Source organism: Spirosoma rhododendri (assembly GCF_012849055.1).
In the GTDB taxonomy this organism is placed as follows: domain Bacteria; phylum Bacteroidota; class Bacteroidia; order Cytophagales; family Spirosomataceae; genus Spirosoma; species Spirosoma rhododendri.
Window position 1 is genome coordinate 3,726,627 of record NZ_CP051677.1, and the last position, 24,807, is coordinate 3,751,433.

At 55.1% G+C, this 24,807-nt stretch carries 18 protein-coding genes and 1 pseudogene; 13 read left to right on the plus strand and 6 right to left on the minus strand.

The genetic code is table 11. The annotated features are described in order from the left end of the window. Positions 1-140 precede the first annotated feature (140 nt). The 4 genes from HH216_RS15535 (at position 141) to HH216_RS15550 (ending at position 8,843) form a co-directional block, all read left to right on the plus strand. The gene (locus tag HH216_RS15535; protein ID WP_254448443.1) at positions 141-575 is read left to right on the plus strand and encodes a heme NO-binding domain-containing protein; all 435 of its coding nucleotides are present in this window, start codon (positions 141-143) and stop codon (positions 573-575) included. A 15-nt stretch (positions 576-590) separates the two neighbouring features. Beyond that, positions 591-3,479, plus strand: a complete 2,889-nt coding sequence (locus HH216_RS15540) for a PAS domain S-box protein (RefSeq protein WP_169551639.1) — start codon at positions 591-593, stop codon at positions 3,477-3,479. Continuing rightward, positions 3,476-4,165, plus strand: a complete 690-nt coding sequence (locus tag HH216_RS15545) for a LytR/AlgR family response regulator transcription factor (RefSeq protein WP_169551640.1) — start codon at positions 3,476-3,478, stop codon at positions 4,163-4,165. The genes HH216_RS15540 and HH216_RS15545 overlap by 4 nt, the downstream gene beginning before the upstream one ends. A gap of 235 nt (positions 4,166-4,400) precedes the next feature. Next, on the plus strand, positions 4,401-8,843 hold the full coding sequence (locus HH216_RS15550) for a nitric oxide synthase oxygenase (RefSeq protein WP_169551641.1): 4,443 nt from the start codon (positions 4,401-4,403) through the stop codon (positions 8,841-8,843). A gap of 100 nt (positions 8,844-8,943) precedes the next feature. Here HH216_RS15550 and HH216_RS15555 read toward each other — a convergent pair whose 3' ends face one another. Continuing rightward, positions 8,944-10,053 (minus strand): aldehyde dehydrogenase family protein, encoded by a 1,110-nt coding sequence (locus HH216_RS15555; RefSeq protein WP_169551642.1) that lies wholly within the window; start codon positions 10,051-10,053, stop codon positions 8,944-8,946. Positions 10,054-10,185: 132 nt separating this feature from the next. Here HH216_RS15555 and HH216_RS15560 point away from each other — a divergent pair, with 132 nt between their 5' ends. The 3 genes from HH216_RS15560 (at position 10,186) to HH216_RS15570 (ending at position 13,458) form a co-directional block, all read left to right on the plus strand. Continuing rightward, a complete protein-coding gene (locus HH216_RS15560; protein WP_169551643.1) occupies positions 10,186-10,536 on the plus strand; it encodes a 4Fe-4S dicluster domain-containing protein in 351 nt (116 codons plus the stop codon). A gap of 351 nt (positions 10,537-10,887) precedes the next feature. Next, complete coding sequence (locus HH216_RS15565; RefSeq protein ID WP_169551644.1) at positions 10,888-12,060, plus strand: porin; 1,173 nt, start codon at positions 10,888-10,890, stop codon at positions 12,058-12,060. A 57-nt stretch (positions 12,061-12,117) separates the two neighbouring features. Beyond that, positions 12,118-13,458, plus strand: a complete 1,341-nt coding sequence (locus tag HH216_RS15570; RefSeq protein WP_169551645.1) for an ammonium transporter — start codon at positions 12,118-12,120, stop codon at positions 13,456-13,458. Positions 13,459-13,709: 251 nt separating this feature from the next. On the opposite strand, the pseudogene accC reads toward HH216_RS15570, so the two are convergent. Next, positions 13,710-15,205: pseudogene (accC, locus tag HH216_RS15575) on the minus strand (acetyl-CoA carboxylase biotin carboxylase subunit). Positions 15,206-15,462: 257 nt separating this feature from the next. Here accC and HH216_RS15580 point away from each other — a divergent pair. Together HH216_RS15580 and HH216_RS15585 are read left to right on the plus strand one after the other, a co-directional pair. Next, positions 15,463-16,767 (plus strand): aminotransferase class I/II-fold pyridoxal phosphate-dependent enzyme, encoded by a 1,305-nt coding sequence (locus HH216_RS15580; RefSeq protein WP_169551646.1) that lies wholly within the window; start codon positions 15,463-15,465, stop codon positions 16,765-16,767. 139 nt (positions 16,768-16,906) lie between these two features. Continuing rightward, positions 16,907-17,092: a histone H1 gene (locus HH216_RS15585; protein ID WP_106138814.1), complete on the plus strand. Its 186-nt coding sequence runs from the start codon at positions 16,907-16,909 to the stop codon at positions 17,090-17,092. Positions 17,093-17,178: 86 nt separating this feature from the next. On the opposite strand, the gene HH216_RS15590 is transcribed toward HH216_RS15585, so the two are convergent. Then, a complete protein-coding gene (locus tag HH216_RS15590; RefSeq protein ID WP_169551647.1) occupies positions 17,179-17,592 on the minus strand; it encodes a MaoC family dehydratase in 414 nt (137 codons plus the stop codon). A 132-nt stretch (positions 17,593-17,724) separates the two neighbouring features. Here HH216_RS15590 and HH216_RS15595 point away from each other — a divergent pair, with 132 nt between their 5' ends. The 3 genes from HH216_RS15595 (at position 17,725) to HH216_RS15605 (ending at position 22,064) form a co-directional block, all read left to right on the plus strand. Then, complete coding sequence (locus tag HH216_RS15595; RefSeq protein WP_169551648.1) at positions 17,725-18,948, plus strand: acyltransferase family protein; 1,224 nt, start codon at positions 17,725-17,727, stop codon at positions 18,946-18,948. Positions 18,949-18,988: 40 nt separating this feature from the next. Continuing rightward, complete coding sequence (locus tag HH216_RS15600) at positions 18,989-20,200, plus strand: class I SAM-dependent rRNA methyltransferase (protein WP_169551649.1); 1,212 nt, start codon at positions 18,989-18,991, stop codon at positions 20,198-20,200. A 91-nt stretch (positions 20,201-20,291) separates the two neighbouring features. Continuing rightward, positions 20,292-22,064, plus strand: a complete 1,773-nt coding sequence (locus HH216_RS15605; protein WP_169551650.1) for a pyruvate dehydrogenase complex dihydrolipoamide acetyltransferase — start codon at positions 20,292-20,294, stop codon at positions 22,062-22,064. A 188-nt stretch (positions 22,065-22,252) separates the two neighbouring features. Here the strand turns inward: HH216_RS15605 and trxA are convergent, their stop codons facing one another. Continuing rightward, positions 22,253-22,582 carry a thioredoxin gene (trxA, locus tag HH216_RS15610; protein ID WP_106138819.1) on the minus strand — a complete coding sequence of 110 codons (330 nt, stop codon included), beginning with the start codon at positions 22,580-22,582 and terminating at the stop codon, positions 22,253-22,255. Between the two features lie 90 nt (positions 22,583-22,672). Further along, complete coding sequence (locus HH216_RS15615) at positions 22,673-23,563, minus strand: sterol desaturase family protein (protein WP_169551651.1); 891 nt, start codon at positions 23,561-23,563, stop codon at positions 22,673-22,675. Positions 23,564-23,718: 155 nt separating this feature from the next. Here HH216_RS15615 and HH216_RS15620 point away from each other — a divergent pair, with 155 nt between their 5' ends. Then, complete coding sequence (locus tag HH216_RS15620) at positions 23,719-24,237, plus strand: acyl-CoA thioesterase (RefSeq protein ID WP_169551652.1); 519 nt, start codon at positions 23,719-23,721, stop codon at positions 24,235-24,237. Positions 24,238-24,317: 80 nt separating this feature from the next. Here HH216_RS15620 and HH216_RS15625 read toward each other — a convergent pair whose 3' ends face one another. Beyond that, complete coding sequence (locus tag HH216_RS15625) at positions 24,318-24,803, minus strand: nuclear transport factor 2 family protein (protein WP_169551653.1); 486 nt, start codon at positions 24,801-24,803, stop codon at positions 24,318-24,320. Between the last annotated feature and the right edge of the window lie 4 nt (positions 24,804-24,807).

Consider the following 24,807-nt stretch of genomic DNA (forward strand, 5'->3'; position numbering starts at 1 on the left):
GAGTTTATATACCACTTAGCCCTATAGTGTACTTTTATGAAAGGAATCGTGTTTACCGGTCTGCTCGACATGGTCGAGGAGAAGTACGGGTACGAGCTTGTCGATGAGATTCTGACCGAAAACGACCTGCCATCGGGGGGGTGTACACCACCATCGGTACCTACGACCATGCGGAGATGGTTACGCTGGTCGGCGCCCTGCAAAAAAAGACGGGCCTGCCCATACCCGACCTGCTGCGGACATACGGGCACTATACATTTAGCTCGTTTTCCCGCTCTTACCGGATGTTTATCAGCCAGGCCACATCGGCGTTTGAGTTACTCAACTCGGTGCAGCACTATATTCACGTCGAAGTACGTAAGCTGTACCCCGATGCGGAGCTACCCCAGTTTATTATCGAGAAGTTGACTCCCGATACCATGGTCATGCGCTACGAGTCGGAACGGAAGATGGCCGATTTCGCGTATGGCATGATTGAGGGTTGTCTGGATCACTTCGGCGAAAAAGCAACCATCAGCGTAAACGACCTCTCTGGCGATGGGGGCAACGTAGCATTCACCATTCAGAAAGTATAGCGCGAGCGCCTGTGTATGGACGAACTGGAGTTGACAAAACGGCGGCTGAACCGCGAGCGGGCCGCCCGCCTGCAAGCTGAAGCAATTCTGGAAGATAAAGCCAGACAACTCTACCATGCCAATGAAGCCCTGCAACGGCTCAATGAACACCTTGAAGATGAAATTCAGCTCAAACTGACCGAACTCGACCAGAGTGAGCTGCGGTACCGGCAACTGATCGATTCGGTCGATGACGTTATTTACAAAATATCGCCCGGGGGCGTGTTTACGTATGCCAGCCCCGCTACCGAGAAGCTGCTGGGCTACGCACCGGAATCGATTGTAGGGCGGCATTTTACCCACATAGCTGAGCCCGGCTGCTGGCAGGAACTGGCGCAGTTCTACCAGCAGATGATGCGCACCCGGACGCAGAGTACCTACCATGAGTTTGCGGCCATTGGTCGTGATAACCGGCGCGTCTGGATCGGGCAGACCGTCCGACTCATTGAAGAAGGCGCGGAGGTTGTTGAACTGGTCGGCGTGGCGCGGGATATAACGGCCCGGCGGGAAGCTGAACTGGCGCTGCAAACCACCGAAATACGCTTTTCAACCCTGCTATCGAACCTGCACGCGGGTGTGCTGGTCGAAGATGAGCAGGGGCGGGTTATTCTGGCCAACCAGCAGTACTGCGATATTTTCGGGCTAAAGGTCAGCCCCGATCAGCTGCGGGGGCAGTCGCACTATGAGTCGCTGCTGTCGGCGCATTCCATACTTGCCGACGCCGACGCGTTCCGGGCGCGGCTGACCGACCTGCTTCAACAGCGCGGCCTGACGGAAGGTGAGGAAATCTACCTGCGCGACGGCCGGATTCTGGAGCGCGATTACGCGCCCATTCTACTGGCCGGTAAGCACATGGGCCACCTCTGGACGTACCGCGACGTTACCGAGAAATTTCACGCCCGCGAGCTGATCCGGCGAAGTGAAGAAAAGTACCGGGGCATCATGAACAACATGGACCTGGGCCTGATCGAAGTCGACATAAACGACATCATCGTACGCGTCTACGATCGGTTCTGCGCGATGGTCGGGTACACGGAATCCGAACTGATTGGGGTTAATATCAATCAGGCACTACTGCCTCCCGAATTTCAGGCTGTTGTCGATCAACAGTACCGCAACCGGCAGAATGGGGTTGCCAGCTCCTACGAGCTACAACTGGTCTGCAAAGACGGCAGCCGCGTGTGGGTGCTGGTCAGTGGCGTGCCGATTTACAACGAACTGGGCGAACAGGTCGGGTCGATGGGCATTCACTACGACCTCACGGAGCGTAAACAGCTGGAGCACGAACTGGCACTGGCCCGGCAGGTAGCGGAAGATGCGCGACTGGCGGAAAAACAATTTCTGGCCAACATGAGCCACGAAATCCGCACCCCGCTCAATGCCATCATCGGCATGTCGCACCTGCTGCTCGATACGCAGCCCAGCCCGCAGCAGCACGAGTACATCGACGCGCTGAAAACGTCGGCTGGTTTTTTGCACAGCCTGATTTCCGACCTGCTTGATATGACCAAAATCGAAGCGGGCCGGATTGACGTAAGTCCGCGTCCGTTCGATCTGGTTGCGCTGCTTCAGTCGACCCAGAAAGTGTTCGAAATGAAGCTCACGGGCCGACCGATTACCATCGATGTACTGCTCGATACCCGCATCCGGGGTACTGTCGTGGGCGACGATCTGATGCTCAATCAGATTCTGCTGAATCTGGTCGGTAATGCCGAGAAGTTTACCGAAGAAGGCAATATTCAGATTACGGCGCGGGTGCGAAAAGAAGACGAGCGCGATTACCTGATCGACTTCACCGTGAGTGACACGGGTATTGGCATTCCGGCGGAAAAGCTGGATTCGGTATTTCAGAAGTTCAGGCAGGTCAACCCGCAGGGGCACAAGCACAGAGGTACCGGCCTGGGGCTGGCTATCACCAAAGAACTGGTCGAGTTGCAGGGGGGAACGATCTCGGTGCGGAGTCAGCCTGGCTTTGGGTCGCAGTTTACGTTTACGCTGTCGTTTGCCAAAACAAACGAACTGATTCAGCCCACGATTGCGGTATCACCGGCAACGGCTCCCATTAACCTCCCGCTTTGCCGGTTACTGATAGCCGAAGACAACGGCATGAACCAGAAATACATCATCAGCCTGCTGACGAAGTGGATGGTTCCGTACAAGCTGGCGACCGATGGAGTAGAAGTGATTGACATGGCCCGGCAGCAACCGTACGACCTGATCCTGATGGACATTCAGATGCCGATCATGGATGGCTACGAAGCAACGTCGGTGATTCGGAGTACCCCCGGCCCAAACCAGTTTACGCCCATTGTGGCCCTGTCGGCCTCGGCCATGAACGATCACCGCGAACGGGCGACGCGGGCCGGTATGGATGGTTTTCTGGCCAAACCTTTCGAACCAGCGCAACTGCTGGCCGTGCTTCAGCGGTATGCTCCCGGCGGCACTCCGAACCTGTCGGCAACTACGCTGGCGGTACAGGCTGCGGACCCATCGACAACGGCGCAGCAGGGGACGCTTGATTACCGGCAGCTGGACGCCCTCTACGGTACCGATGATGCCTACGCGTCGGAGATGTTTGCTACGTTTCTGAGCGATATCGTACCGGAAATTAGCAGACTGCCCGAACTGTGCCAGGCGAAACAGCTGACCGAACTGGCTCAACTGGCCCACAAACTCAGGCCAACGTTGCCGATGGTGGGGTTGAGCAGTTTTGAGCGTAAGCTGGAATTGATTGAACAAAGCGTGCACGACGAAGAACCCGTCTGGCAGATTGAAGAGCACTGTAACAGCGTTGTTCTTGAACTCGACCGGATGATTCCGCTAGTACGCGAGGAGTTGCAGAAGCGTTTGCCCATTAGTACATGATCCTCACCAGCCTGATTATTGACGATGAATTTCTGTCGCGCCGGTCGCTCGAACGGCTCTGTAACCGCCATGAGAACGTGGCCGTGCTGGGCTCGTTCGACAACGCCTGGTCGGCACTGCGCTTTCTAGATCAGCACCCCGTAGATTTACTGTGGCTCGATGTGGAGATGCCGGGTTTGTCGGGTTTCGACATGCTCAAACGGCTGGACATCGACCCGCTGGTCGTGCTGACGACGGTCAAAACGGATTATGCGTTCGACGCCTACCAGCACGAAGTGGTCGACTATCTGAAAAAGCCGATCGACTGGGCGCGATTCAGCGTGTCTGTCGACCGCGTGCTCGACCGGTACCGGCTGCGTCAGACAACCCCTCCCGTCGAACCTGCTCTGCGCGTACGGGTCGACGGGCAGTCGCTTCAGATACCGCCCGAAACGATTGAGTACATCGAAAATGTGGGCGATTACGTCAGAATCGTGACCGAAACGCAGTCGTGTCTGGTTTATATGACCATGAAATCACTGGAGGATAGTTTGAGCGATGGGTTTGTCCGCGTACACCGATCGTATATCATCAACCTGCGAAAGATTGTTGATATCGAAGAAAATACCCTCGTTATCGGTAACAAAGTCATCCCAATCAGCCGGGCAAACAAAGCCGAATTACTGAAAAGACTTAATTTATTATAAGTGAATAATACAGGTAACCTATATACGGTATATACTATAACGTATTTTATATAATTAAAAAATTGAGTATATACTGTTGTCAAATTAAACAATCAACTTGTACCTTGTTTTTTATTTGCGTAACCAAATCGTTTGAGTTGGTGTATACGATTACTTGATTTTTCATGTAGTAACTCGCCAGGTTACTGCGTGCAGTGCCCGGCATAACACGCTCTCACAGATAGTCGACGCGAACATGGTAAGCCTAACGGATCCTGACCGGTCTGGGAATCAACTCAGTCCCAACCTGCCTGCGCTTTCAGTCACCAACGTGCTGCTCCAACATATACCCGACGATGGGTATGAGTATAAAGGTATGGTCTGGTCGCTGGATGAGGGGGGGCGGATACTGAGCGAGCAGGTTCTACAGGTGCGCCGTAAGCCCGAATGGCTGGTCAATGTACTGCATCAGGGCGAGGGGCAACTGGTTGTGGACATACAGGCGCGACCCGTCGACGGGCCGCTTTGGCAACCGCTGGGCCGTACCGCCGTCGACACCCGGCCGGGGCTGACCGGGTCGCTGAGTGTTGTGGTCGAGCAGGCCCTGCCGGGCTGGGTACCCGCGCCGGAGCTAGGTCTGAGCCTGCGGCTGTCGCGGGAACAGACCGGTCGCCGGGTCGACCGGCAGATGCCGGTGAACGGACGGGCCAGCCGGGGTGTTACTGCTACCATGGGTGTGGAGGAAGAGTCCCTGACGACGGCGCAGGAAATGACCCCGATGACAGCCATTGAGCAGGTAATCGTGCGGGATATATGGAACAAACTGCTGGCGTATCAGGACATGTTGGTGGGTATGTTTTTCGAGCGGTTGCTGCACGAGGAACCCGAGTTGATCGATAATTTCGGCGATGCAATCGACGAGGTACCCCGGCAGTTTGCTGAATTATTTGACACGACTGTTCGTCAGTTAAAACCCCGCGTCGAGCGGCCGCTGCGCGAAACATACCAGGGTATTTATCCGGCTCCGGAGGCCGGGCCAACGCCTGCCGACAGGCTGTTGGCGCAACTCGCTGAACTGGGCATGCGGCCCGCCCACTGGCAAACAGCCCGGCGGGTCTGGAACTGGATGCTGACCAATGTGCCGTATCTGGAAGACTACGACCGGGAAAACCTGGCCAAAGGCGTACAGTCGGCCTCGTACCGCTTCTTTTCGCTGCACATTCTGGCCCCCGCGCTGACGGCGATTCAGCAGTACGACAGGGCCATTACCCCCGATATGGTGCATCTGATGCGCAAAACCGGCGATCAGCTGGCTACCGATCCGCTGGGGTATGGCGTGGAATTCTACCGACTGCTGTTTCAGGCCAACCCCGATGTATTGCCGTACTTCGGTCGTACCGACATGGATAATCTGTCGCGGCACCTGATGCAGACCGTCGCCTTCCTGATCCGGTCGCTCGACGCCGGGCAGAATGTGCAGAAAGAACTGCGGGAACTGGCCCGCATTCACGCCAACCACCGTATTCCGGCCGAACTGTACGGGGCGGTGGGGAAACCCCTGCTGGCCGTTATGCGGCAGGCAAATCCGGCTTTTACGGAGGCCGAAGCGCAGGCATGGCTGGTGCTGCTCGAGCGGGTAAGCAACGTGTTGCGTCAGCCGATGCTCAACCAGCAGCATATCCTGAAACAGGCGGATGAGTTTATCCGGCAGGTAGCCGACGAGCTAACCTGGGAACCGGAAACGCTTACCTCCCGGCTGGATGAAATCGAGCGGGAAATCCGCACGACGGGTACCTACACGCACACCTACGAAGAGCTGGCCTATGGTGCGCAGCTCGCCTGGCGCAACGCGTCGAAGTGCATCGGGCGGATCGCCTGGCGCAACATGATCGTGCGCGACCTGCGCCACCTGACCGACCCCGACGATCTGTTCCGCGAAACGGTCGAACACCTGCGCCTGGGTACGAATAGTGGCAATGTGCAGATTGTGATGAACGTGTTTCGGCCCAAAAAGCCGCTCGAACGCTGGGGCCCCCGCATCTGGAACAGCCAGTATATCCGCTTTGCCGCCTACGAACAGCCCGACGGCACCATTCTGGGGGACAAAGCCAATCTGAAACTGACGCAGGCAATCATTCGGCAGGGCTGGACACCACCCGCCCAGAAAACGGCTTACGACTGCCTGCCGCTCGTGATCGACGTACCGGGTCACGCGCCCCGGCGCTACGAATTCGACCCCGCCGACGTACTGCGTATTCCCATCGAGCACCCTAACTACCCGGCCTTCGCGGACCTGGGAATGCAGTGGTGCGCCGTGCCGGTTATCGCCAATTTCAGGCTTGCTATCGGTGGGGTCGACTATGGCTGCGCCCCGTTCAACGGCTGGTTTATGGAAACCGAAATCACCCGTAATCTCTGGGAAGATGAGCGCTACGGTATGGCCACGCAGCTGGCGCAGGTGATGGGGCTGGACACGTCGACTGAGCAAACGCTCTGGCGCGACCGGGCGTTTCTGGAGCTGAACGCGGCAGTACTACACTCGTTTACGCAGGCCAAAGTGACGCTGGTCGACCATCAGACGGCTGCCCAACAGTTCATGATCCACGATCAGCGCGAGAAGCGGGCGGGGCGCGAATGTCCGGCGCAGTGGTCCTGGGTAACTCCCGCAGCCGGGGGCAGCACAACGACGGTGTGGCATCACGAAATGCGCGATTTCTACCTGTCGCCCAGCTACCATTACGCGGCCGATAAATGGGCCGTGCTCGACGACGATCTGACACTGGCGGGCGAGCTTGCTGAAGCCGAACCCACCGTGAGCAACCGTCCGCTGATCCTGTACGGATCGGAAACGGGAACGGCCGAACGCTACGCCCGGCAGACCGCCCGGCGACTGAGTCAGCACCGCCCCCGGATTATGGCGCTCGATGAGTTTGACCCCGCTCAGCTGGCGCAGGAACAACTGGTACTGGTCGTAACATCGACCTTCGGAAATGGTGAGGCCCCCGGCAACGCAGCTAATTTTCTGGCAACACTACGGCAGTTACCGGGCGAATCGGTGAATCGGTTCAACTTCTCGGTAATGGCGCTGGGTAGCACGATCTACCCCAATTTTTGCGCGGCTGGTATCGCTATCGACCGCGAACTGGCCCGCGTGGGTGGCAACCGGGTGATCAGTATGCAGCAGGCCGACGAGATCAAAGGGCAGGCTGATAGTTTCCGGCAATGGCTCGAACTGGTAGCCCGTTTGCTGGGTGAAGACCCCACCACGGCTGGCTCCGGCGGGGCTTCGACTTTGTCGGTTACGTTTCTCGACAAAAGTACGGTCTGCCCGCATCTGGCGGGGATCGATCGCCGACGGGCGGGCGTCAGCGTACCCGTTGTGGCGAATCGGGAACTGCTTAAAGAAGTGATTGCGGGTAGCCGCTCCACCCGATTCCTGTCGTTTGATATTTCCGGTACGAGTTTGCAGTACGAAACGGGCGATCATGTGGCGATCTACCCGCAAAATCCGGCTGCGCTGGTCGAGCGGCTTTGCCAGCGCCTGGGCGTAGCGGGCGAGTCCTGGTTTACAACAAAGGGAACGGATGCCGCTGATGGGCAAACATACGATACGCCGGTACAGGTGGCCGACGTGCTGACAAACGACGTCGATTTAAGCCTGCATGAGCCGTTCGACGAGTTGCTGAGTGTGCTGCTCAATAAAGTTTCGTCGGACCTTGACCGGTATCGGCTGACCAGCTGGCAGCGGGTGCTGGCGCGCGACGATCAGCAGCCTGAGGTACTGACGCTGAAAGCCGATATCACCGCGCGGTATCTGACGGTGGTCGACCTGCTGGATGAGTTCGCGTCGGCCAACGTGTCCTTTGCCGATTTGCTGGCCGTGCTGCCCCGGCAGAAGCCCCGGCTTTACTCGATCTCATCGTGTTCGCTGGCCAATCCGGAGCAGATTCACCTCACCGTGGGGGTTGTGCGTACTACTACCGAAGCGGGGCGGGTCAGACAGGGGCTGTGCTCGAATTTTCTGGCGGGGCTCGATCCGGCGCAGCGCCACACGGTTCGATTGGCGGTACGGACATCGGGCTTTCGTCCCCCCGTCAATCCCGAAGCGCCGATGTTGCTGGTTGGGCCGGGTACGGGGTTGGCTCCGCTGATGGGGTTCCTGCAACACCGCGAAATTCAGTTACGCATGTTGCACAGTGAGCGTAACGGATCGGCTACACCCGTTGCCGACGTACCGGTAGAAACCCCTGCGGTTGATACGCGCCTGTTTTTTGGGTGCCACGACCTGAACGACTACCTCTACCAGCACGAACTGGAAACTTGGCACGAAGTCGGCCTGCTGACGCATCTCGACGTGGCCTTCTCCCGCATGGGCGACGAAAAAATCTACGTACAGGACCTGATTGCGCAACAAAGTACCGACCTCTGGAACGTACTGTCGCAACCCGACTGCCATTACTACGTCTGTGGCGACGCCCGCATGGCCGACGATGTGTTCGATGTGCTGATGAATATCGCCCGGAAAGTTGGTGGCCTAACCCACGCACAGGCGGTTGATTTCTTCCGGCGCATGAAAGCCGAGAAGCGCTTCGTCGCCGATGTGTGGGGTGTGTTGCTCAATGCAAAACAGGCCCTGGCCGAAGTGAAAGACGCCCGTTACACCCAGGGCGAACGGTGGCTGGAACGGGTGGGGAAGTAGTTTTAGAGTTATAGGGTTTTAAAGTTGGATAGTTGTAAAGTTGCCATCCGGCGTCAGCTGTGACGCGCCAGCAACTTTACAACTATCCAACTTTAAAACCCTATAACTCTTTTAAAAACGCCATCGTATCGACTCCATCGGCGTAATCTGTCAGGGAGGGGCACTGCGTCTGACCGAATGCGACGCCGTGCCGGTCGGCCGATGCGGTAGAGTCGCTGCCCTTGTACCAACCCTTCGCCGATGCGACAACCTGAATACGGTCGCTCCGTTCGGTGAGCCACTGCGTTGCGTCGTCGAGCGTTTTGTAGGTCTGGTAATACACCACCGAAATTGGCGAAACCAGCCCGGCATTCTCGGTTACCAGCAGATACCCGTTGTCGAAGTGAGGTACTCCGTTAATCAGGTAAATCGACTTGTTGTAGTCGTAATTATTCTGGTATTTGTGGTTGTTGAGGTAGGTCGCTGCGTTCGGCTCCAGCGCGCGTAACATCGGTACGAAATCATACGGCTCCGGCTTACCATTCCGCCCATGCGGACCTTCCGGTACCAGTAAGGTCGACACGTTGCGGCAACCAAGTCCGTAATAATCGGACAGGTCGTGCCCCAGTGCCACAAAATCGTCGGGCTGCTCTTCACCCATCAGCAACGCCACCGACGAGCGGTTACGCCGGATGATGTGGGGTTTCTTGCCGAAGTAGTAATCGAAGTAACGAGCCGTATTGTCGCTACCCGTGGCGATGAAAGCATCCGCTGCGTTCAGCCGTTCGGCCTCCTGGATATAATCGGTAAATGCAGGATTTAACTCCTTTATTTTTTGTATTAAATAATGGATAAGTACAAAATCCTGGCTGCTTAGTTTTGCCAGTACCTTATGGCCGCTTACCAGTACGCAGAGCAGATCGTGGAAGCCGACAGCCGGAATATTCCCCGCCATCACAACACCGATGGCTCTCGGCTCCTGACCCGTGTAAGCCGGATGAAATGGCAAATTGAGGTCGTAGCCGTATTGAGTGACCCAAGCTGTCAGGGCGTCTTGGGTCAAAAATTTATCGGCAATCGCCCGTAGAGAGCGTATCGTATTGTCGGGGGTAAACCAGTTATTTTTATGGTAGGCACGCTCAGCCAGCGCGGTCAGTTCGGGTTCAGAATCGGCCCGGCGAAGGAAATCACCCAGGGCTGCGAACGTTTGCAGGCGTTCAGATAAAAGCATGAAGTCGATAAACAAATGGAATACCCCATCAACGGAAGTGATTAAATTTTAGTTTGCCACCAACCTTTAAATAGTTATATTTGTTGACTGGTATTAGAACACCAATTATAGTCCTATAAATCTGTACTGCTCATGGCTATCATGATCACCGACGAGTGCATCAATTGCGGTGCCTGCGAACCCGAATGCCCTAACACAGCTATTTACGAAGGTGGCGTTGAGTGGACGTGGGGTGGCGGCACTGAGTTGACCGACGTCGATTTTGGCGATGGTACGGTTGTGAGCGGTAAAGCGCCACAATCGCCCGTATCAAACGAGTTTTACTACATCGTGGCCGATAAATGCACCGAGTGTGTGGGCTTCCACGAAGAGCCACAGTGCGCTGCGGTTTGCCCCGTCGACTGCTGCGTGCCCGATCCTGAGCGCGAGGAAGACGAAGAGACGCTGCTCTCAAAGAAAGCGTGGCTGCACGCCGAAGCGTAATTAAGGAATGCATGAAGATCTGCAAGAGCAGATCGTTTCTAAACCCGAATCAGTCAGCTGATTCGGGTTTTTTTGTGCTTTTTAAGATGAATAATTGTCTCCGAAAGGCAAAATGTATTCTAAAAGAATATTTTGATAAACGTATAAAAGGCGAAATTTAATTAAAGATAGCGGTAAGGGGTGCAAATATGAATATGCAGATAATGTTATAGTATTTTTCAAATTATTTTATCATTTTTATACTATTTACGCCTTTTTTCTTGCACTAAAGCTTGGAAGATCATCTTTTTACAATAAGATTTGTCACAGAATAAGAGTACAACCTATCTAAGTTTGAACAGAATATAAATTATGAGAAAACAAATTTTACTTGGTTTTTCTTTGCTTGCCAGTTTCGTAGTCCGCGCTCAGGACTCAACCACCACGGCCACACCCGGCAAATTCACTTTTTCGGGTTACATGGACACGTATTACTTCGGGAACTTCAACAGTCCGCCCGATCAGCTGAACATCGGTGCGGCTGGTGGGGCTCGTGCGTTCGATCAGCGGGCCGGGCAGTTTGGAGTAGGGTTGGTGCAGGGAAAAGCAACTTACACCTCCGATAAAGTAGATGCTGTATTCGATCTGACGTGGGGGTCGTTTGCCGACCTCGGTAACTATGGCAACGTATTTTCGTTGAACAGCGGAGCCGCCACCTCTACGGCACTCGCTATCAAACAGGCATACATCACGCTGAAAGCATCGCCCAAGCTGTCGTTTACGGCCGGTCAGTTCGGTACGCACATCGGTTACGAGGTTATCGATGCACCCGTCAACTACAATTACTCACTGTCGAACCTGTTCAACAACGGTCCGTTCTATCACATCGGCCTGAAAGCGCAGTATGCCTTCAGTGACCGGGTTTACCTGATGGCGGGTATCGTCAATAACGTCGACCGGGTATACGATAACAACCACGCGAAAGGGTTTATCGCTCAGTTGTTCGTCAGCCCCGCGAAAGGCTGGAACGTGTATCTGAACACGGCCATCTCCAACGAAGCCGATAAGAAAGCGAACGGCAAGGACTCGACGGGCATGTATGCCATCTATGACCTGACGACGACCTACCAGATTACGGATAAGTTTATGCTGGGTCTGAACGCGGTAACAGGCTGGCAGACGGGCGGCTATCAGCAGGGGGCTAACCCGTATGCAACGGCAACCTATACTACCAAATCGACCAACTGGGGCGGTGTTGCCGGCTACGCCAACTATGCATTCACCGGCAAATTCGGTATGGGCGTTCGGTACGATTACTTCGACAACTCGGGTGCCGCTCGCGCTTTGCTAGCAGCCGATGGGATATCTGGGGTAACCGTTAAATCACTGACCATTACAGGGAACATCACCGTTGCGGATGGGCACGTATTGCTCAAGCCTGAATTCCGTATGGACAGCTACAACAAAGACAAATTCTACGACAGCAACAGCGTACTGAAAAAGAGTCAGGCAACGCTGGGCATGGCCGCGATCTTCAAGTTTTAACCAACCGTTCACCTAACCTCAACCAATTTTTAGTACAACAAAAACCGATAAATTCGTATGCAAAAGCCCAATTACGTTCCTCTGATTCTGCTGGGAGTCGTTGCCGTGCTCGGCATCATACCCGGCTTCAACAGCGTGCCGACCCAAATCGTGACGGAAGGCATAAACTCTGGCGACACGGCGTGGATGCTGGTCGCAACGGCGCTGGTACTGCTGATGACCCCCGGTCTGGCGTACTTCTACGGTGGGATGGTGAACAACAAAAACGTGATCTCGACGATGCTGCAAAGCTTCATCGCGATGGGCGTAATCAGTGTGTTGTGGGTAGTAGTTGGCTACAGCCTGGCCTTCGGTACCAGTATCGGTGGTTTCGTGGGTAACCCGATGGACCACTTCATGTTCAAAGGTGTACTCGATGGCAAGCCATGGTCGCTGGCCCCCACGATTCCGTTGGTTGTTTTCGCATTCTTCCAGCTGAAGTTCGCCGTTATCACCCCCGCGCTGGTGACGGGTTCGATGGCTGAGCGCGTCAACTTCCGCTCGTACGTACTGTTCATGATCCTGTTCAGCCTGTTCGTTTACGCACCGCTGGCACACATGACGTGGCACCCCGAGGGTATCCTCTTCAAGCTGGGCGTACTCGATTTCGCGGGAGGCACGGTTGTACACATGTCGGCAGGCTGGGCCGCGCTGGCGGGCGCGCTGTACCTCAAGCGTCGGAAATCGCACCTGGAATCGAGCTACTTCCCACCGGCTAACATTCCATTCGTACTGCTCGGTACGGGTCTGCTGTGGTTCGGCTGGTTTGGTTTTAACGCTGGTTCGGCCGTATCGGCATCAACGCTGGCTGCTTCGGCCTTCGCCACAACAAACACGGCTGCTGCTGCGGCTGGTCTGGGCTGGGTGCTGTTCGACGCAGCGAAAGGCAAGAAAGTATCGGCGCTGGGCTTCTGTATCGGTGCCGTCGTTGGTCTGGTTGCCATCACGCCTGCCGCTGGTTTCGTGACGATTCCGACAGCCATCTTCATCGGTACGTTGGCCTCGATCGTATCAAACTTCATCGCTCACCTGCGGACTAAGTCGACGCTGGACGATACGCTGGACGTGTTCCCCTGCCACGGTGTTGGCGGTATGGTTGGTATGGTCATGACGGGCATCTTCGCAAGCCGCGCCGTTAACTCGGCCGTTGCTGAAGGTAGCGAAGGACTGGCCTTCGGTCAGACGAGCCTGTTCATCAACCACATGATCGCGCTGGTTGGCGTATCGGCTTTCGCCTTTATCATGTCGTTTGTCCTGCTGAAAGTAACCGACCTGATCCTGCCCCTGCGTGTATCGGAAGAAGACGAGCAGTCGGGTCTGGACGTCAGCCAGCACGACGAGTATCTAATCGAAGCATAAGCTTAGTTTACGGTTTGGTGTTTAACGGTCAAAGTTGCTCAGCGACTGACAACCTTGATGGTTAAACATCAAACCGTAAACCGACATAACGACAGACCCACAGGTACTCTGTCTGGCCGAATAGACCGGCAGCTTTACTGTGGTTTTGTTGTACTCATGGAGCCGCTCCCGCTTGGGGGCGGTTTCCTATTTTTATACGGGTCTGTCTTCGGCATCGGACCGCCGAAGCGGCTGGATGCTGTCAATACAGATCATAGCCGGTTCTTTTTCCAGTTGCTGCGCTGAACAGTCAGTTGTTGCGTGGGAGCGTTAGCAGCGGTAGACTTGTTATTAGTCAGCAGCCATGCCGCCAGAACGGAGGCCAGTTGCTCTTCGGCAGGGTCGGCGGGGGCGTCAGGTTGTCGGGGGTGAAATACTTACTGACGAAGCCCGTATCGAACTGACCGGACCGGAACGCATCGTGCTCCATCACAAACCGGCCGAATGACAGGGTCGTCTGTACGCCTGAAATCTGGTATTCGTCGATGGCCCGGATCATCTTCTCGATGGCTTCCTCGCGGGAGTCGCCATAGGTAACAAGCTTGGCAATCATCGGGTCGTAGTAAATCGGGATAGCCATGCCCTGTTCAAACCCATCGTCGACCCGGACACCGTTGCCCTGTGGGCGTACGTAGGTATCGAGCGTACCAACGTCGGGAAGGAAGTTGTTAGCCGGGTCTTCGGCATAGACGCGCAGTTCAAGCGCGTGGCCGTTAATACGTAACTCATCCTGCTGAATAGTCAGTGGCTTTCCTTCTGCAATCCAGATCATCTGCTTCACCAGATCGACGCCCGTAATCAGTTCTGTGACCGGGTGCTCGACCTGAAGTCGGGTATTCATCTCCAGAAAGTAAAAATCGAGATTGTCGTTGACGATGAACTCGACCGTGCCGGCGCCGTAATAGCCGCAGGCGCGTGCTACGTCGACGGCCGCCCGGCCCATAGCGTCGCGGATTTCCGGCGTCAGGATGGCCGACGGTGCTTCTTCCACCACTTTCTGGTGGCGACGCTGTACCGAGCACTCGCGTTCAAACAAGTGAATGATGTTGCCGTGCTGATCGCCCAGAACCTGAATCTCAACGTGCCGGGGCGAGGTAACGTACTTCTCGATAAATACCGACCCATCGCCAAACGCCGACTGGGCTTCGCTCACCGCCCGGTCCATCTGCTCATCGAATTCGGCTTCATTCTCGACCACGCGCATGCCCTTGCCACCGCCCCCCGCCGACGCTTTAATCAGGATCGGATAGCCAATCTGGGCGGAAATCGCCTTGGCCTCAGCCCGGTCGGTGATGGCCGAAGGCGTCCCCGGCACCATTGGGATATTGTAGGCCGCAACGGCAGCTTTGGCGGCTAGTTTGCTACCCATAACCTCAATGGCTTCGGGCGACGGCCCAACGAAAATCAGCCCGGCATCGCGCACCTGCCGGGCAAAGCTGGCGTTCTCCGACAGAAAACCGTAACCAGGGTGAATGGCGTCAACGGACAGTTGTTTGCAGACCTCGATAATGATATCAGCCCGAAGGTACGATTCAGAAGACGGGGCCGGGCCAACACAAACGGCTTCGTCGGCGTAGCGCACATGAAGTGCCTGCCGGTCGGCTTCGGAATAAATAGCAACGGTGCGGATGCCCATTTCGCGGGCCGTCCGCATGATCCGAAGCGCAATTTCGCCCCGGTTTGCAACAAGCAGTTTCTGGATGGTCATTGGTAAAGGTGAACGAAGAATGACGTGAGACGAACGAATGATGAGGCTAGTTTAGGTATAACTACGGAGCAAAGCGACCCCCTCTTCCTGCTCACGTCGGTTCTCTTTTTTTGTCAAAACACCAATATGCACGTTTTATGGCAAAAGGGCAGTAAAATTGAATTTTACCCCGCAGTTTTGGCCTACCGAAACTAACTCGTATTTTTGCACTTACTATGCGAAAAACAGGGGTTTAGCCCCTATAACAATAGAAAAAAGTGGATTTATTCGAGAAACTACGCAACAACTTAGGGCCGATTGGCTCACCCGCCCGGGACTTCAACGGACACCACTATTTTGCATTCCCTAAGCTGGAAGGTGAGTTAGGGCCGCATATGCGCTTTCAGGGCAAGCCCGTGCTCAACTGGAGCCTGAACAACTATCTTGGATTGGGCAACCATCCGGAGGTTCGCAAGGCCGACGCCGATGCTGCGGCCGAGTGGGGGCTGGCGTATCCGATGGGAGCCCGTATGATGTCGGGTAACTCAGATCTGCACGAGCAGTTTGAGAAAGAGCTGGCCGAGTTTGTCGGTAAGGAAGACTCGTTTCTGCTCAATTACGGCTATCAGGGGGTCATGTCGGCCATCGAAGCCATTGTCGATCACCGCGACGTGATCGTATACGACGCCGAATGTCATGCCTGCCTGATCGATGGTATCCGGCTGCACAAGGCCAAGATGGGTGAATACTACAAATTCAACCACAACGACATGGTGAGCCTGGAGAAGAACCTGCAACGGGCAACCAAACTGGCCAACGAAAAAGGTGGCAGCATTCTGGTTATCACGGAAGGCGTGTTCGGTATGTCGGGAAAAGTAGGCAGCCTGGATAAAGTTGTTGCGCTGAAAGAGAAATATGAGTTCAAACTGCTGGTCGACGATGCACACGGCTTCGGCACGATGGGCGAAACGGGGGCGGGTGTTGGTGAAATGCTCGGCTGTCAGGATGGTATCGATCTGTATTTCTCGACTTTCGCCAAGTCGATGGCGGCTATCGGCGCGTTTATCGCCGGTGATCACGACATCATCATGTACCTGAAATACAACATGCGGTCGCAGACGTATGCGAAAGCGCTGCCGATGCCATACGTAGTTGGCGGGCTGAAGCGGCTGGAGATGATTCGTAACTCGTCGGAATTCCGCGACAAACTGTGGACCAACGTGCGGGCCTTGCAGAGCGGGCTGCAAGAGCGCGGTTTTAATATCGGTGATACGACTTCGCCCGTGACGCCGGTACTGCTTCAGAATATTCAGGGTGGCATTCCCGAAGTGACGGGCATCATCCGCGACCTGCGCGAGAACCTCGGTATCTTCTGCTCAATCGTCGTGTATCCGGTCGTTCCGAAAGACATCGTTATGCTGCGGATTATCCCGACGGCGGCACACACGCTCGACGATGTGCAGCGGACGCTCGACGCTTTCTCCCAAGTGTCTGAAAAAATCGAAAATGGGACATACCGGGGTGCCGGACCGGTCGTTAGCCCAAAAGAACTGGAAGTATCGGCCGAATCTGCCGCTGAATAGGGTTTTTAGCTGAAAATTGCATTTTTCAGCTAAAATTTTGTCGCGACTATTGCGCTGTATGTGAGAATGACTAAATTTCCGGAAAAACCGCGTTTTTAGCGGAATTTGGGCATTTTCACTTAACCCCATCCAAAGCGCTATGTCACGTTTCGACGAAGTAAAAAATTTGGTAATGTCGCTCGAAGGCGATTTCGAGAAGTTCTATGACAAGAAAAATCAGGCTGCCGGTACCCGTGTTCGGAAAGGAATGCAGGATCTGAAAACACTGGCCCAGACGATTCGTGCGGAAGTTCAGGATACCAAAAACAGCGCCGACAAAGAGTAGTCGTTCGTCGTTTATCCAACTGATTATTGCCCCCATTGGTCGCTGCACCAGTGGGGCAATGATTTTTTCGGCCCGTTCTGAACCGATCAGATTTTTTCGCGGTGCATCAGCGTTGCCGTGCCGCGCGTGGCTACCTTACCGGTCTGTACGTCGCGCAGTTCGCCCAGAATTTCGGCGGTGTGCTTATCGGGGTTCATGCTTTTAACCGTAAAGACGGCTTCGTAATCGGTGTCGACAAACATGGGCCGCAGAAACTCCAGCGTCTGACCCAGATAAACCGAGCCGTAGCCGGGGAACTCGGTGCCAAGCACTTTGGTGAAGATGCTGGCCCCCAGCATGCCGTGGATGATGGGCCGTTTGAACGGCGTCTGGGCGGCAAAGTCAGCGTCGAGATGCAGCGGGTTGTTATCACCCGTAACGCGGGCGAAGTCGATCACATCGGCCTGCGAAAAGCGAAACGGGTAGCGGTAAACGGCGTTCAGAGCAAAATCGGGAATCATTGGCAAGTTTACTATTCGTGGTTTAATGGTCAAAGTTGCAGCTTTCCGGTGAAGGACGATAACGCTCAACGGGTAAACCTTAAACGACAAACGTTAAACCTTACACCTGCATAGCGTAGCTTTGTGCTGTTTATGGTACATCTTTTTGGTTTATCGGCGGGAAAACGGGTCTTTGGGCTGGACGTCATGCGGGCGCTGGCTATTCTGATTGTCGTCGACGCGCACGCGACGGTTGCGCTCAAAGAATATTATGATGGAGCGTTCTGGCACCACCTGCTCCCCGACGGGGTCGAGTTGTTTTTCGTATTGAGTGGCTTCCTGATCGGTGGTATCCTGATCCGCACCTACGAAAAAAACGGTCGCTTCGACGGCCCGCTGCTGCTCAACTTCTGGACCCGCCGGTGGTTTCGCACCCTACCCAACTACTACCTTGTGCTGACGAGCCTGATCGGGCTGGCCCTGTTTCGGGCGTGGCGAAGTGGGTTGCATCACACGCTACCCGCCAAAGGCGAACTGATTAAGTATTATCTGTTTCTACAGAATTTCGCCACCTACGTTCCCGATTTCTTTCCCGAAACCTGGAGTCTGGCCATCGAAGAATGGTCGTACATCACGTTGCCGTTGGTGCTGTGGGCGCTGCATACGCTGATGCCCAGCCGCTGGCCCCGGCAGCGCATTATGCTGACGGCCATTCTTTTCATTATTATTGGTACGAACCTGCTGCGCCTTGTTACGGCCATACTGACGCCCATTTCAGACGGGGAACTGGGCTTCCGGGGCATTGTCGTTACCCGGCTCGACGCGATCTCGTACGGGGTGCTGGCGGCTTACGTCAAGCATTATTTCCCCGCATTCTGGACAGCCGAACGCACCCGTAATCGACTGGCTATTGCCGGGCTAGCCCTGATTCTGATCACGTCGTTTACGGCATCGATCGTTATCCTGAAATACTATGTGCAGGCGGGTATCTACCCCAGCTACGTATTCTACAAACGCACGTTTTACTTCCCGATGATCGGCCTGAGTATGGCGCTGATCTTACCGTATATGGATGGCTGGCGAACGGCAACGGGCGCGTGGGCGCGGTTCGGCATCGCCCGGTTTATCACGCACATCAGCCTGATTTCGTATTCGATGTACCTGCTCAACCTGACGCCCATCATGATTACCTTCCTGGAACGCTTCCCGACGACGTCGGCGGCAGTAGGCTGGGCGAAAGTGGGTATCTTCTGGGGGCTGACGCTGATACTGTCGACGCTGCTGTTTGCTTACTTTGAAAAACCCGTAACGGAACTGCGTGAGCGGATGTCGAAGAAAGAGCCCACCCTGCTGACCAACGAACAGGTCAGCAGTTAAATCCGCATATCCGCGTTGGGTGCCGTATCTTTGCGGGTGCATGAGTTATTCAAAAATCTATCTACAGGCGGGGCGCGACGAAGCCGTCCGGCGGTTTCACCCCTGGGTCTTTTCGCGGGCTATCGGTCGGTTCGACGGCGACCTCAATGACGGCGATACCGTCGAAGTATTCGACAAGAAAGGGGAGTACCTCGCTACCGGGCATTACCACGATGGTAGCATTGCCGTGCGGCTGTTTTCGTTCGCGGCTACGGCGGGTGGCCCCGTCACGCCCGACGTGGCTTACTGGACCGCGAAATTGACTGGCATTCGGGCCTTGCGTCAGGCAATTCTTGCCAACCAAACCGGCGAAACCAACTGTTACCGACTGATACACGGCGAGGGCGACGGCTGTACGGGTCTGATTGTCGACATGTACAATGGCGTGGCCGTCGTGCAGGCGCACTCGATCGGGATGCACCGCGAACGGATGCTCATTACCGACGCGCTGCGGGCCGTATTCGGCGATGAACTACAGGCGGTGTACGATAAGAGTGCCGAGACACTCCCCGAACAGTACGGGGCCACCGTGCAGAACGGCTACCTCTTCGGCCGGACGCCCGTACCGCACCCGGTGCAGGAAAATGGCCATACCTTTCTGGTCGACTGGATTACGGGTCAGAAAACCGGTTTTTTTCTCGATCAGCGCGACAACCGGGCGTTGCTGGCGGGATACGCCCACGGCAAAAAAGTCCTGAACGCATTCTGCTACTCGGGTGGATTTTCGGTGTACGCGCTCAGTGCCGGAGCCGAACAGGTGCACTCGGTCGACGCGTCGAAGAAAGCCATCGATCTGACGAATCAGAACGTCGAGGCCAACCTAAGTGATGGCGTCGACGGTTCGCACCACGAAGCCTACGCCGATGATGTGATGCATTACCTCAAGGGGCACGACCATCAGTACGACGTCGTTGTACTCGATCCACCGGCTTACGCCAAAAGCCTGTCGGCGCGGCACCGGGCGGTGCAGGGCTACAAACGGCTCAACGCCGAAGGGCTGCGCCGGGTGGCGAAGGGCGGTATTCTCTTCACGTTTTCCTGCTCGCAGGTTGTCGACCGGGAGTTATTTTACAACACAATTGTAGCGGCCGCAATCGAAGCCGGGCGGCAGGTACGGGTGCTGCACCATCTGAGTCAGCCTGCCGATCACCCCGTGAGCCTGTTTCACCCCGAAGGCGGTTATCTGAAAGGGCTCGTCCTGTGGGTAGAGTAATACTGCTCATACTTTTATTTCTTGCCGCCTTTGCGCTAATTTTGACGCACAGGCTGATTCTTTTGTCAAACCCGACACACATATAGCTGCTATGGCTGAATTGATTCGAATGCCCAAGATGAGCGACACCATGACCGAAGGCGTCATTGCGGAGTGGCACAAAAAAGTGGGCGATAAAGTAAAATCCGGCGACGTACTGGCCGAAGTCGAAACCGACAAGGCAACGATGGATCTGGAGTCGTACGAAGAAGGTACGCTGCTGTATATCGGTGTCGAAAAAGGAACGTCGGTTCCGGTTGATGGTGTGTTGGCCGTCATCGGCGCAGACGGCGAAGATTACAAATCGCTGCTCGACGGAACGAGTGGTGGTAGTCAGGAAGCCAGTGCTCCTGCCAACGAAACCAAGCCGGAGGCTACGCCTGAGGGTGTGAGCAAAGACGAGGTGAACACCAAGATGCAGGACCCCAAAGCGGTATCGGCTGGTCCGGCGGAAGACGTCAACGCGTCGGTCATCCGGATGCCGAAAATGAGCGATACCATGACTGAGGGTACCATCGTTGCCTGGCACAAAAAAGAAGGCGACACGGTAAAATCGGGTGACGTACTGGCCGAAGTCGAAACCGACAAAGCCACCATGGACCTCGAAGCCTACGAAGAAGGTACGCTGCTGTATGTGGGCGTGAAAGAAGGTTCGTCGGTAGCTGTCGATGATATTATTGCCGTGATCGGTGAAAAAGGAGCCAACTTCAAAGTGCTGATCGACGGCGCGAACGGTGGTGGCTCAGCACCGGCTTCAAGCAACGGTAAGGAAGCCGCGACGGGCGAAGGCGGTAGTAACACCGCTGAGCAGAACCCACAGGCGGACGTTCCCGCCAATGCCGATACTGATCTGTCGTACGGTGGTGGTACGGGTGATGAAGTTGAGCCAACCGGCCGCATGAAAGCGTCGCCGTTAGCCAAGCGCATTGCCGAAGAAAAAGGCATCAAACTGGAGCAGGTAAAAGGCAGTGGCCCGGAAGGCCGCATCGTGAAGAGCGATGTCGAGTCGTTCGTGCCCGGCAGTGCGCCAGCACCGAAGCCAGCCGCGCCAAAACCGGCTGCTGCACCGCAACCCGCACAACAGGCAGCACCCGCTCCGGCACCGCAACAAGCCCCGGCTCCACAACCGGCCGTACCAGCTACTGGCGACTTCACCGATACGCCGGTCAGTCAGATGCGGAAAACGATTGCGCGTCGCCTGAGCGAAAGCCTGTTTACGGCTCCGCATTTCTACCTGACCATGGAAATCAACATGGACAAGGCGATGGAACTGCGCGGCACGGTCAACAGCGTCAGCCCGGTCAAAATCTCGTTCAACGATTTCGTCATCAAAGCGGCTGCCGTTGCCTTGAAACAGCATCCGACGGTCAACTCATCGTGGCTGGGCGACAAAATCCGCAAATACAACTACGTCAATATCGGCGTAGCAGTAGCGGTCGATGAAGGACTGCTGGTTCCCGTTGTGCGCAACGCCGATCAGAAAACGCTGTCGACCATTGCGGGCGAAGTGAAGGACATGGCCGGAAAAGCCAAGGACAAGAAGCTACAACCGAAAGATTGGGAAGGCAGTACGTTCTCGATTTCGAACCTCGGTATGTTCGGTATCGATGAATTTACGGCAATCATCAACCCACCCGATTCGTGCATCCTGGCCGTTGGTGCGATCAAAACCGCCGTTAAGTTTGAGGGCGACGTGGCGAAACCAACCAACGTGATGAAGGTAACGCTGTCGTGCGATCACCGTGTGGTCGACGGCGCCAGTGGTGCTTCGTTCCTGCAAACGTTCAAAGAACTGCTGGAAAACCCCATGCGCATGCTGGTATAGTGGGTTTAAGGTTTGTGGTTTAATGGTTAAGGCTGTCAGCACGGCAACGTTAAACCACAAACCTTAAACTATCCATAAAAAGAAAGGGTCTCAACTCACGTTGAGACCCTTTCTTTTTATTAAATCAGGTAAGTGCCCGGGTAGAGAAATAACCTTAAACCTTAGACACTAAACCTTAAACGTCAAACTTACATTGCCGCCTGAAGCTTTTGCTCCAGTACGTTTTTGGGAACGGCACCTACTACCTTCTCCACCATCTGTCCGTTCTTGAAGACCATCAGCGTCGGGATGCTGCGGATACCGAACTGCGCGGGAATGCGCGCGTTCTGATCGACGTCCATTTTAGCCACGACAGCTTTGCCTTCGTATTCGCCGGCGAGTTGCTCGACAACGGGTCCGATCATCTTACAAGGTCCGCACCATTCGGCCCAGAAATCGACCAGAACCGGCTTATCAGAATTGATCAGCTCGTCAAAATTTGCATCAGTTGCCTCTACGGCGTGTGAACCTGCTGCCATGAGTGAAATCAGTTTATTGGTTTGATTTGTTTCTTCTCAATAAACCGGAATGTACCCGTTTAGTTCCGACGGATTGCCAACGTATACGGTTCATCGGTCGGCGGTGTTTAGCTGATCCGAGCCGATTTTTTGCGACGTTGCGGGTTCACCAACGGGCGGGCGGTATGTCTGGAACGGGATCTTCAGTAGGTTGCCAAGCTGCGAATGTTCGTGCTGATGGGGATGCGTATCGATGCCGTAATGCAGGTCGCGCCCGGCCATTTCGTGGTATGTACCGAACAGCCGGTCCCAGTAAGGAAAAATATTGCCGTAGTTGGTATTGGTTACGGGCAGTACGTAATGGTGGTGGACGTGGTGCATGTTGGGCGTCACGATCACCAGCCCAAGCAGCCGGTCGGCCCAGCGGGGGAGTTCGATATTGGCGTGATTAAACTGCGAGAGCACCACCGACAGCGCCTGATACAGGAACACCAGCCACATCGGCGCGCCCGTCAGCAGCACCGCCACCAGCGTAAAGACGAAGCGAATAACGCTTTCGCCGGGATGATGCCGGTTGGCCGTGGTCGTGTCGATATGCGTATCAGTATGGTGAATAAGGTGAAAGCGCCACAGAAACGTGACTTTGTGTTCAGCCCAGTGGGGAAACCATGCGCCCACCAGATCGAGTACCAGCAGGCCCATAATTGCTTCAACCCAAAGCGGTAACTGAACCCACTGAAGCAGGCCGACGCCGTGCTGCACTGTCCAGTCGCTGGTGCGGAGCAGCAGAAACGCCAGCACCGTATTGACGATAATGGTCGTGATCGTGAAGAAAATATTGATACCGGCATGGTGCCATTTGCGGTAGCCCGGTTCGGTTTGCTCAAACCGGAACAGGGGCGCGGCACTCTCAATCAGCCAGAACAGCGTTATGCCGCCTACCAGAATCAGGCCGCGGTGCGCCGATGGAATATGCTCAAAGTAATTGACCAGTCGTTCCATTCGTTTTGTCTCATTTTTTACTGCTATAAAACAAATATACGGATTGGAATGGTTCGATAGAGCTTATCCCTTCAGATGTGGGATTTACGATTATTTGGCCGTTTGCCGGTTGGATTGTTGGTTTGCAGTTTCGACTGAATTACTGAATCAACAACATGCCTCAACCAAAATTTGCCCGCGAATCCGTCACGGTGATGACCGAGATGGTACTGCCCAACGATACCAATACACTTGGAAATCTGATGGGTGGGCGGCTGTTATATTACATGGATATTGCAGCTGCGATTGCGGCCCAGAAACATTCCAACCGCATCGTAGTGACAGCATCGGTCGATAATGTCTCGTTTGCGGAGGCTGTCCGGCTGGGTAATATCGTAACGCTGAAGGCGCAGGTGACGCGGTCGTTCAGTTCGTCAATGGAAGTGTTTATCGAGGTGTGGGCCGAGGATATTCCGGCAGGGGTGCGCGTCAGTACCAACAGCGCCTTCTACACATTTGTCGCCGTCGATCAAACCGGTCGACCGATTGAAGTACCGGGTGTGATTCCCGAAACAGACGAGGAAAAAGACCGCTTTGCGAGTGCCCTGCGCCGTCGGCAGCTTCGGCTGGTGCTGGCCGGGCGCATGAAACCAGAGGACGCTACCGAGCTGCGGGCCTTTTTGCAAGTGGGCTGACGCGGGTTTAACGTTTGATGTTCAAGGTTTAATGTTAGGTGATCTGAACAACCTTAAACCTTGAACATCAAACCGTAAACTCAATTCGCCAGCTTCACCGATTGCCAGGTGGCCATCTGCCACTGGTTGCCTTTTTTAACGTAGACGTCGGTGTAGCGCAGGCGGGTGTTGATCGTTTCGCCGTTGTTCATCGCTTTTATCAGGCAGACACCGTTGATGATGGCTGTGTTGCCGTATACCCGCACCTTCATTTCCTGCGATTCAATGGCGTCGTACTTCGACTTACCATCGCGGATGGATTGAATGTACGACGCTTTGTTGTCCGTATTGCCGCTTGAGTGTGTGTATACCAGATCGTCGGCCAGGAGCTTGTCGAGGGCAGCGTAATCTTTGCTGACCTGCGCGGCAAAACGCTGCCGTTCTGCATCGGCTACGGCTTTTTCGCTGGCCGACATGGCGGTCTGCGTTGCTGGCGCGGCCGGACCGGCAGATGAGGTAGAAACGGCGGTTTGCGCGTATAAGTACGAGCTACAGGCCAGAAGCGACAGGGTAAGGAGGATTTTCATAGAA

Coding starts and splice junctions, on each gene's coding strand:
- HH216_RS15540 (WP_169551639.1), top strand. CDS start 591: ATGGACGAACTGGAGTTGACAAAACGGCGGCTGAACCGCGAGCGGGCC.
- HH216_RS15545 (WP_169551640.1), top strand. CDS start 3,476: ATGATCCTCACCAGCCTGATTATTGACGATGAATTTCTGTCGCGCCGG.
- HH216_RS15550 (WP_169551641.1), top strand. CDS start 4,401: ATGGTAAGCCTAACGGATCCTGACCGGTCTGGGAATCAACTCAGTCCC.
- HH216_RS15555 (WP_169551642.1), bottom strand. CDS start 10,053: ATGCTTTTATCTGAACGCCTGCAAACGTTCGCAGCCCTGGGTGATTTC.
- HH216_RS15560 (WP_169551643.1), top strand. CDS start 10,186: ATGGCTATCATGATCACCGACGAGTGCATCAATTGCGGTGCCTGCGAA.
- HH216_RS15565 (WP_169551644.1), top strand. CDS start 10,888: ATGAGAAAACAAATTTTACTTGGTTTTTCTTTGCTTGCCAGTTTCGTA.
- HH216_RS15570 (WP_169551645.1), top strand. CDS start 12,118: ATGCAAAAGCCCAATTACGTTCCTCTGATTCTGCTGGGAGTCGTTGCC.
- HH216_RS15585 (WP_106138814.1), top strand. CDS start 16,907: ATGTCACGTTTCGACGAAGTAAAAAATTTGGTAATGTCGCTCGAAGGC.
- HH216_RS15590 (WP_169551647.1), bottom strand. CDS start 17,592: ATGATTCCCGATTTTGCTCTGAACGCCGTTTACCGCTACCCGTTTCGC.
- HH216_RS15595 (WP_169551648.1), top strand. CDS start 17,725: ATGGTACATCTTTTTGGTTTATCGGCGGGAAAACGGGTCTTTGGGCTG.
- HH216_RS15600 (WP_169551649.1), top strand. CDS start 18,989: ATGAGTTATTCAAAAATCTATCTACAGGCGGGGCGCGACGAAGCCGTC.
- HH216_RS15605 (WP_169551650.1), top strand. CDS start 20,292: ATGGCTGAATTGATTCGAATGCCCAAGATGAGCGACACCATGACCGAA.
- trxA (WP_106138819.1), bottom strand. CDS start 22,582: ATGGCAGCAGGTTCACACGCCGTAGAGGCAACTGATGCAAATTTTGAC.
- HH216_RS15615 (WP_169551651.1), bottom strand. CDS start 23,563: ATGGAACGACTGGTCAATTACTTTGAGCATATTCCATCGGCGCACCGC.
- HH216_RS15620 (WP_169551652.1), top strand. CDS start 23,719: ATGCCTCAACCAAAATTTGCCCGCGAATCCGTCACGGTGATGACCGAG.
- HH216_RS15625 (WP_169551653.1), bottom strand. CDS start 24,803: ATGAAAATCCTCCTTACCCTGTCGCTTCTGGCCTGTAGCTCGTACTTA.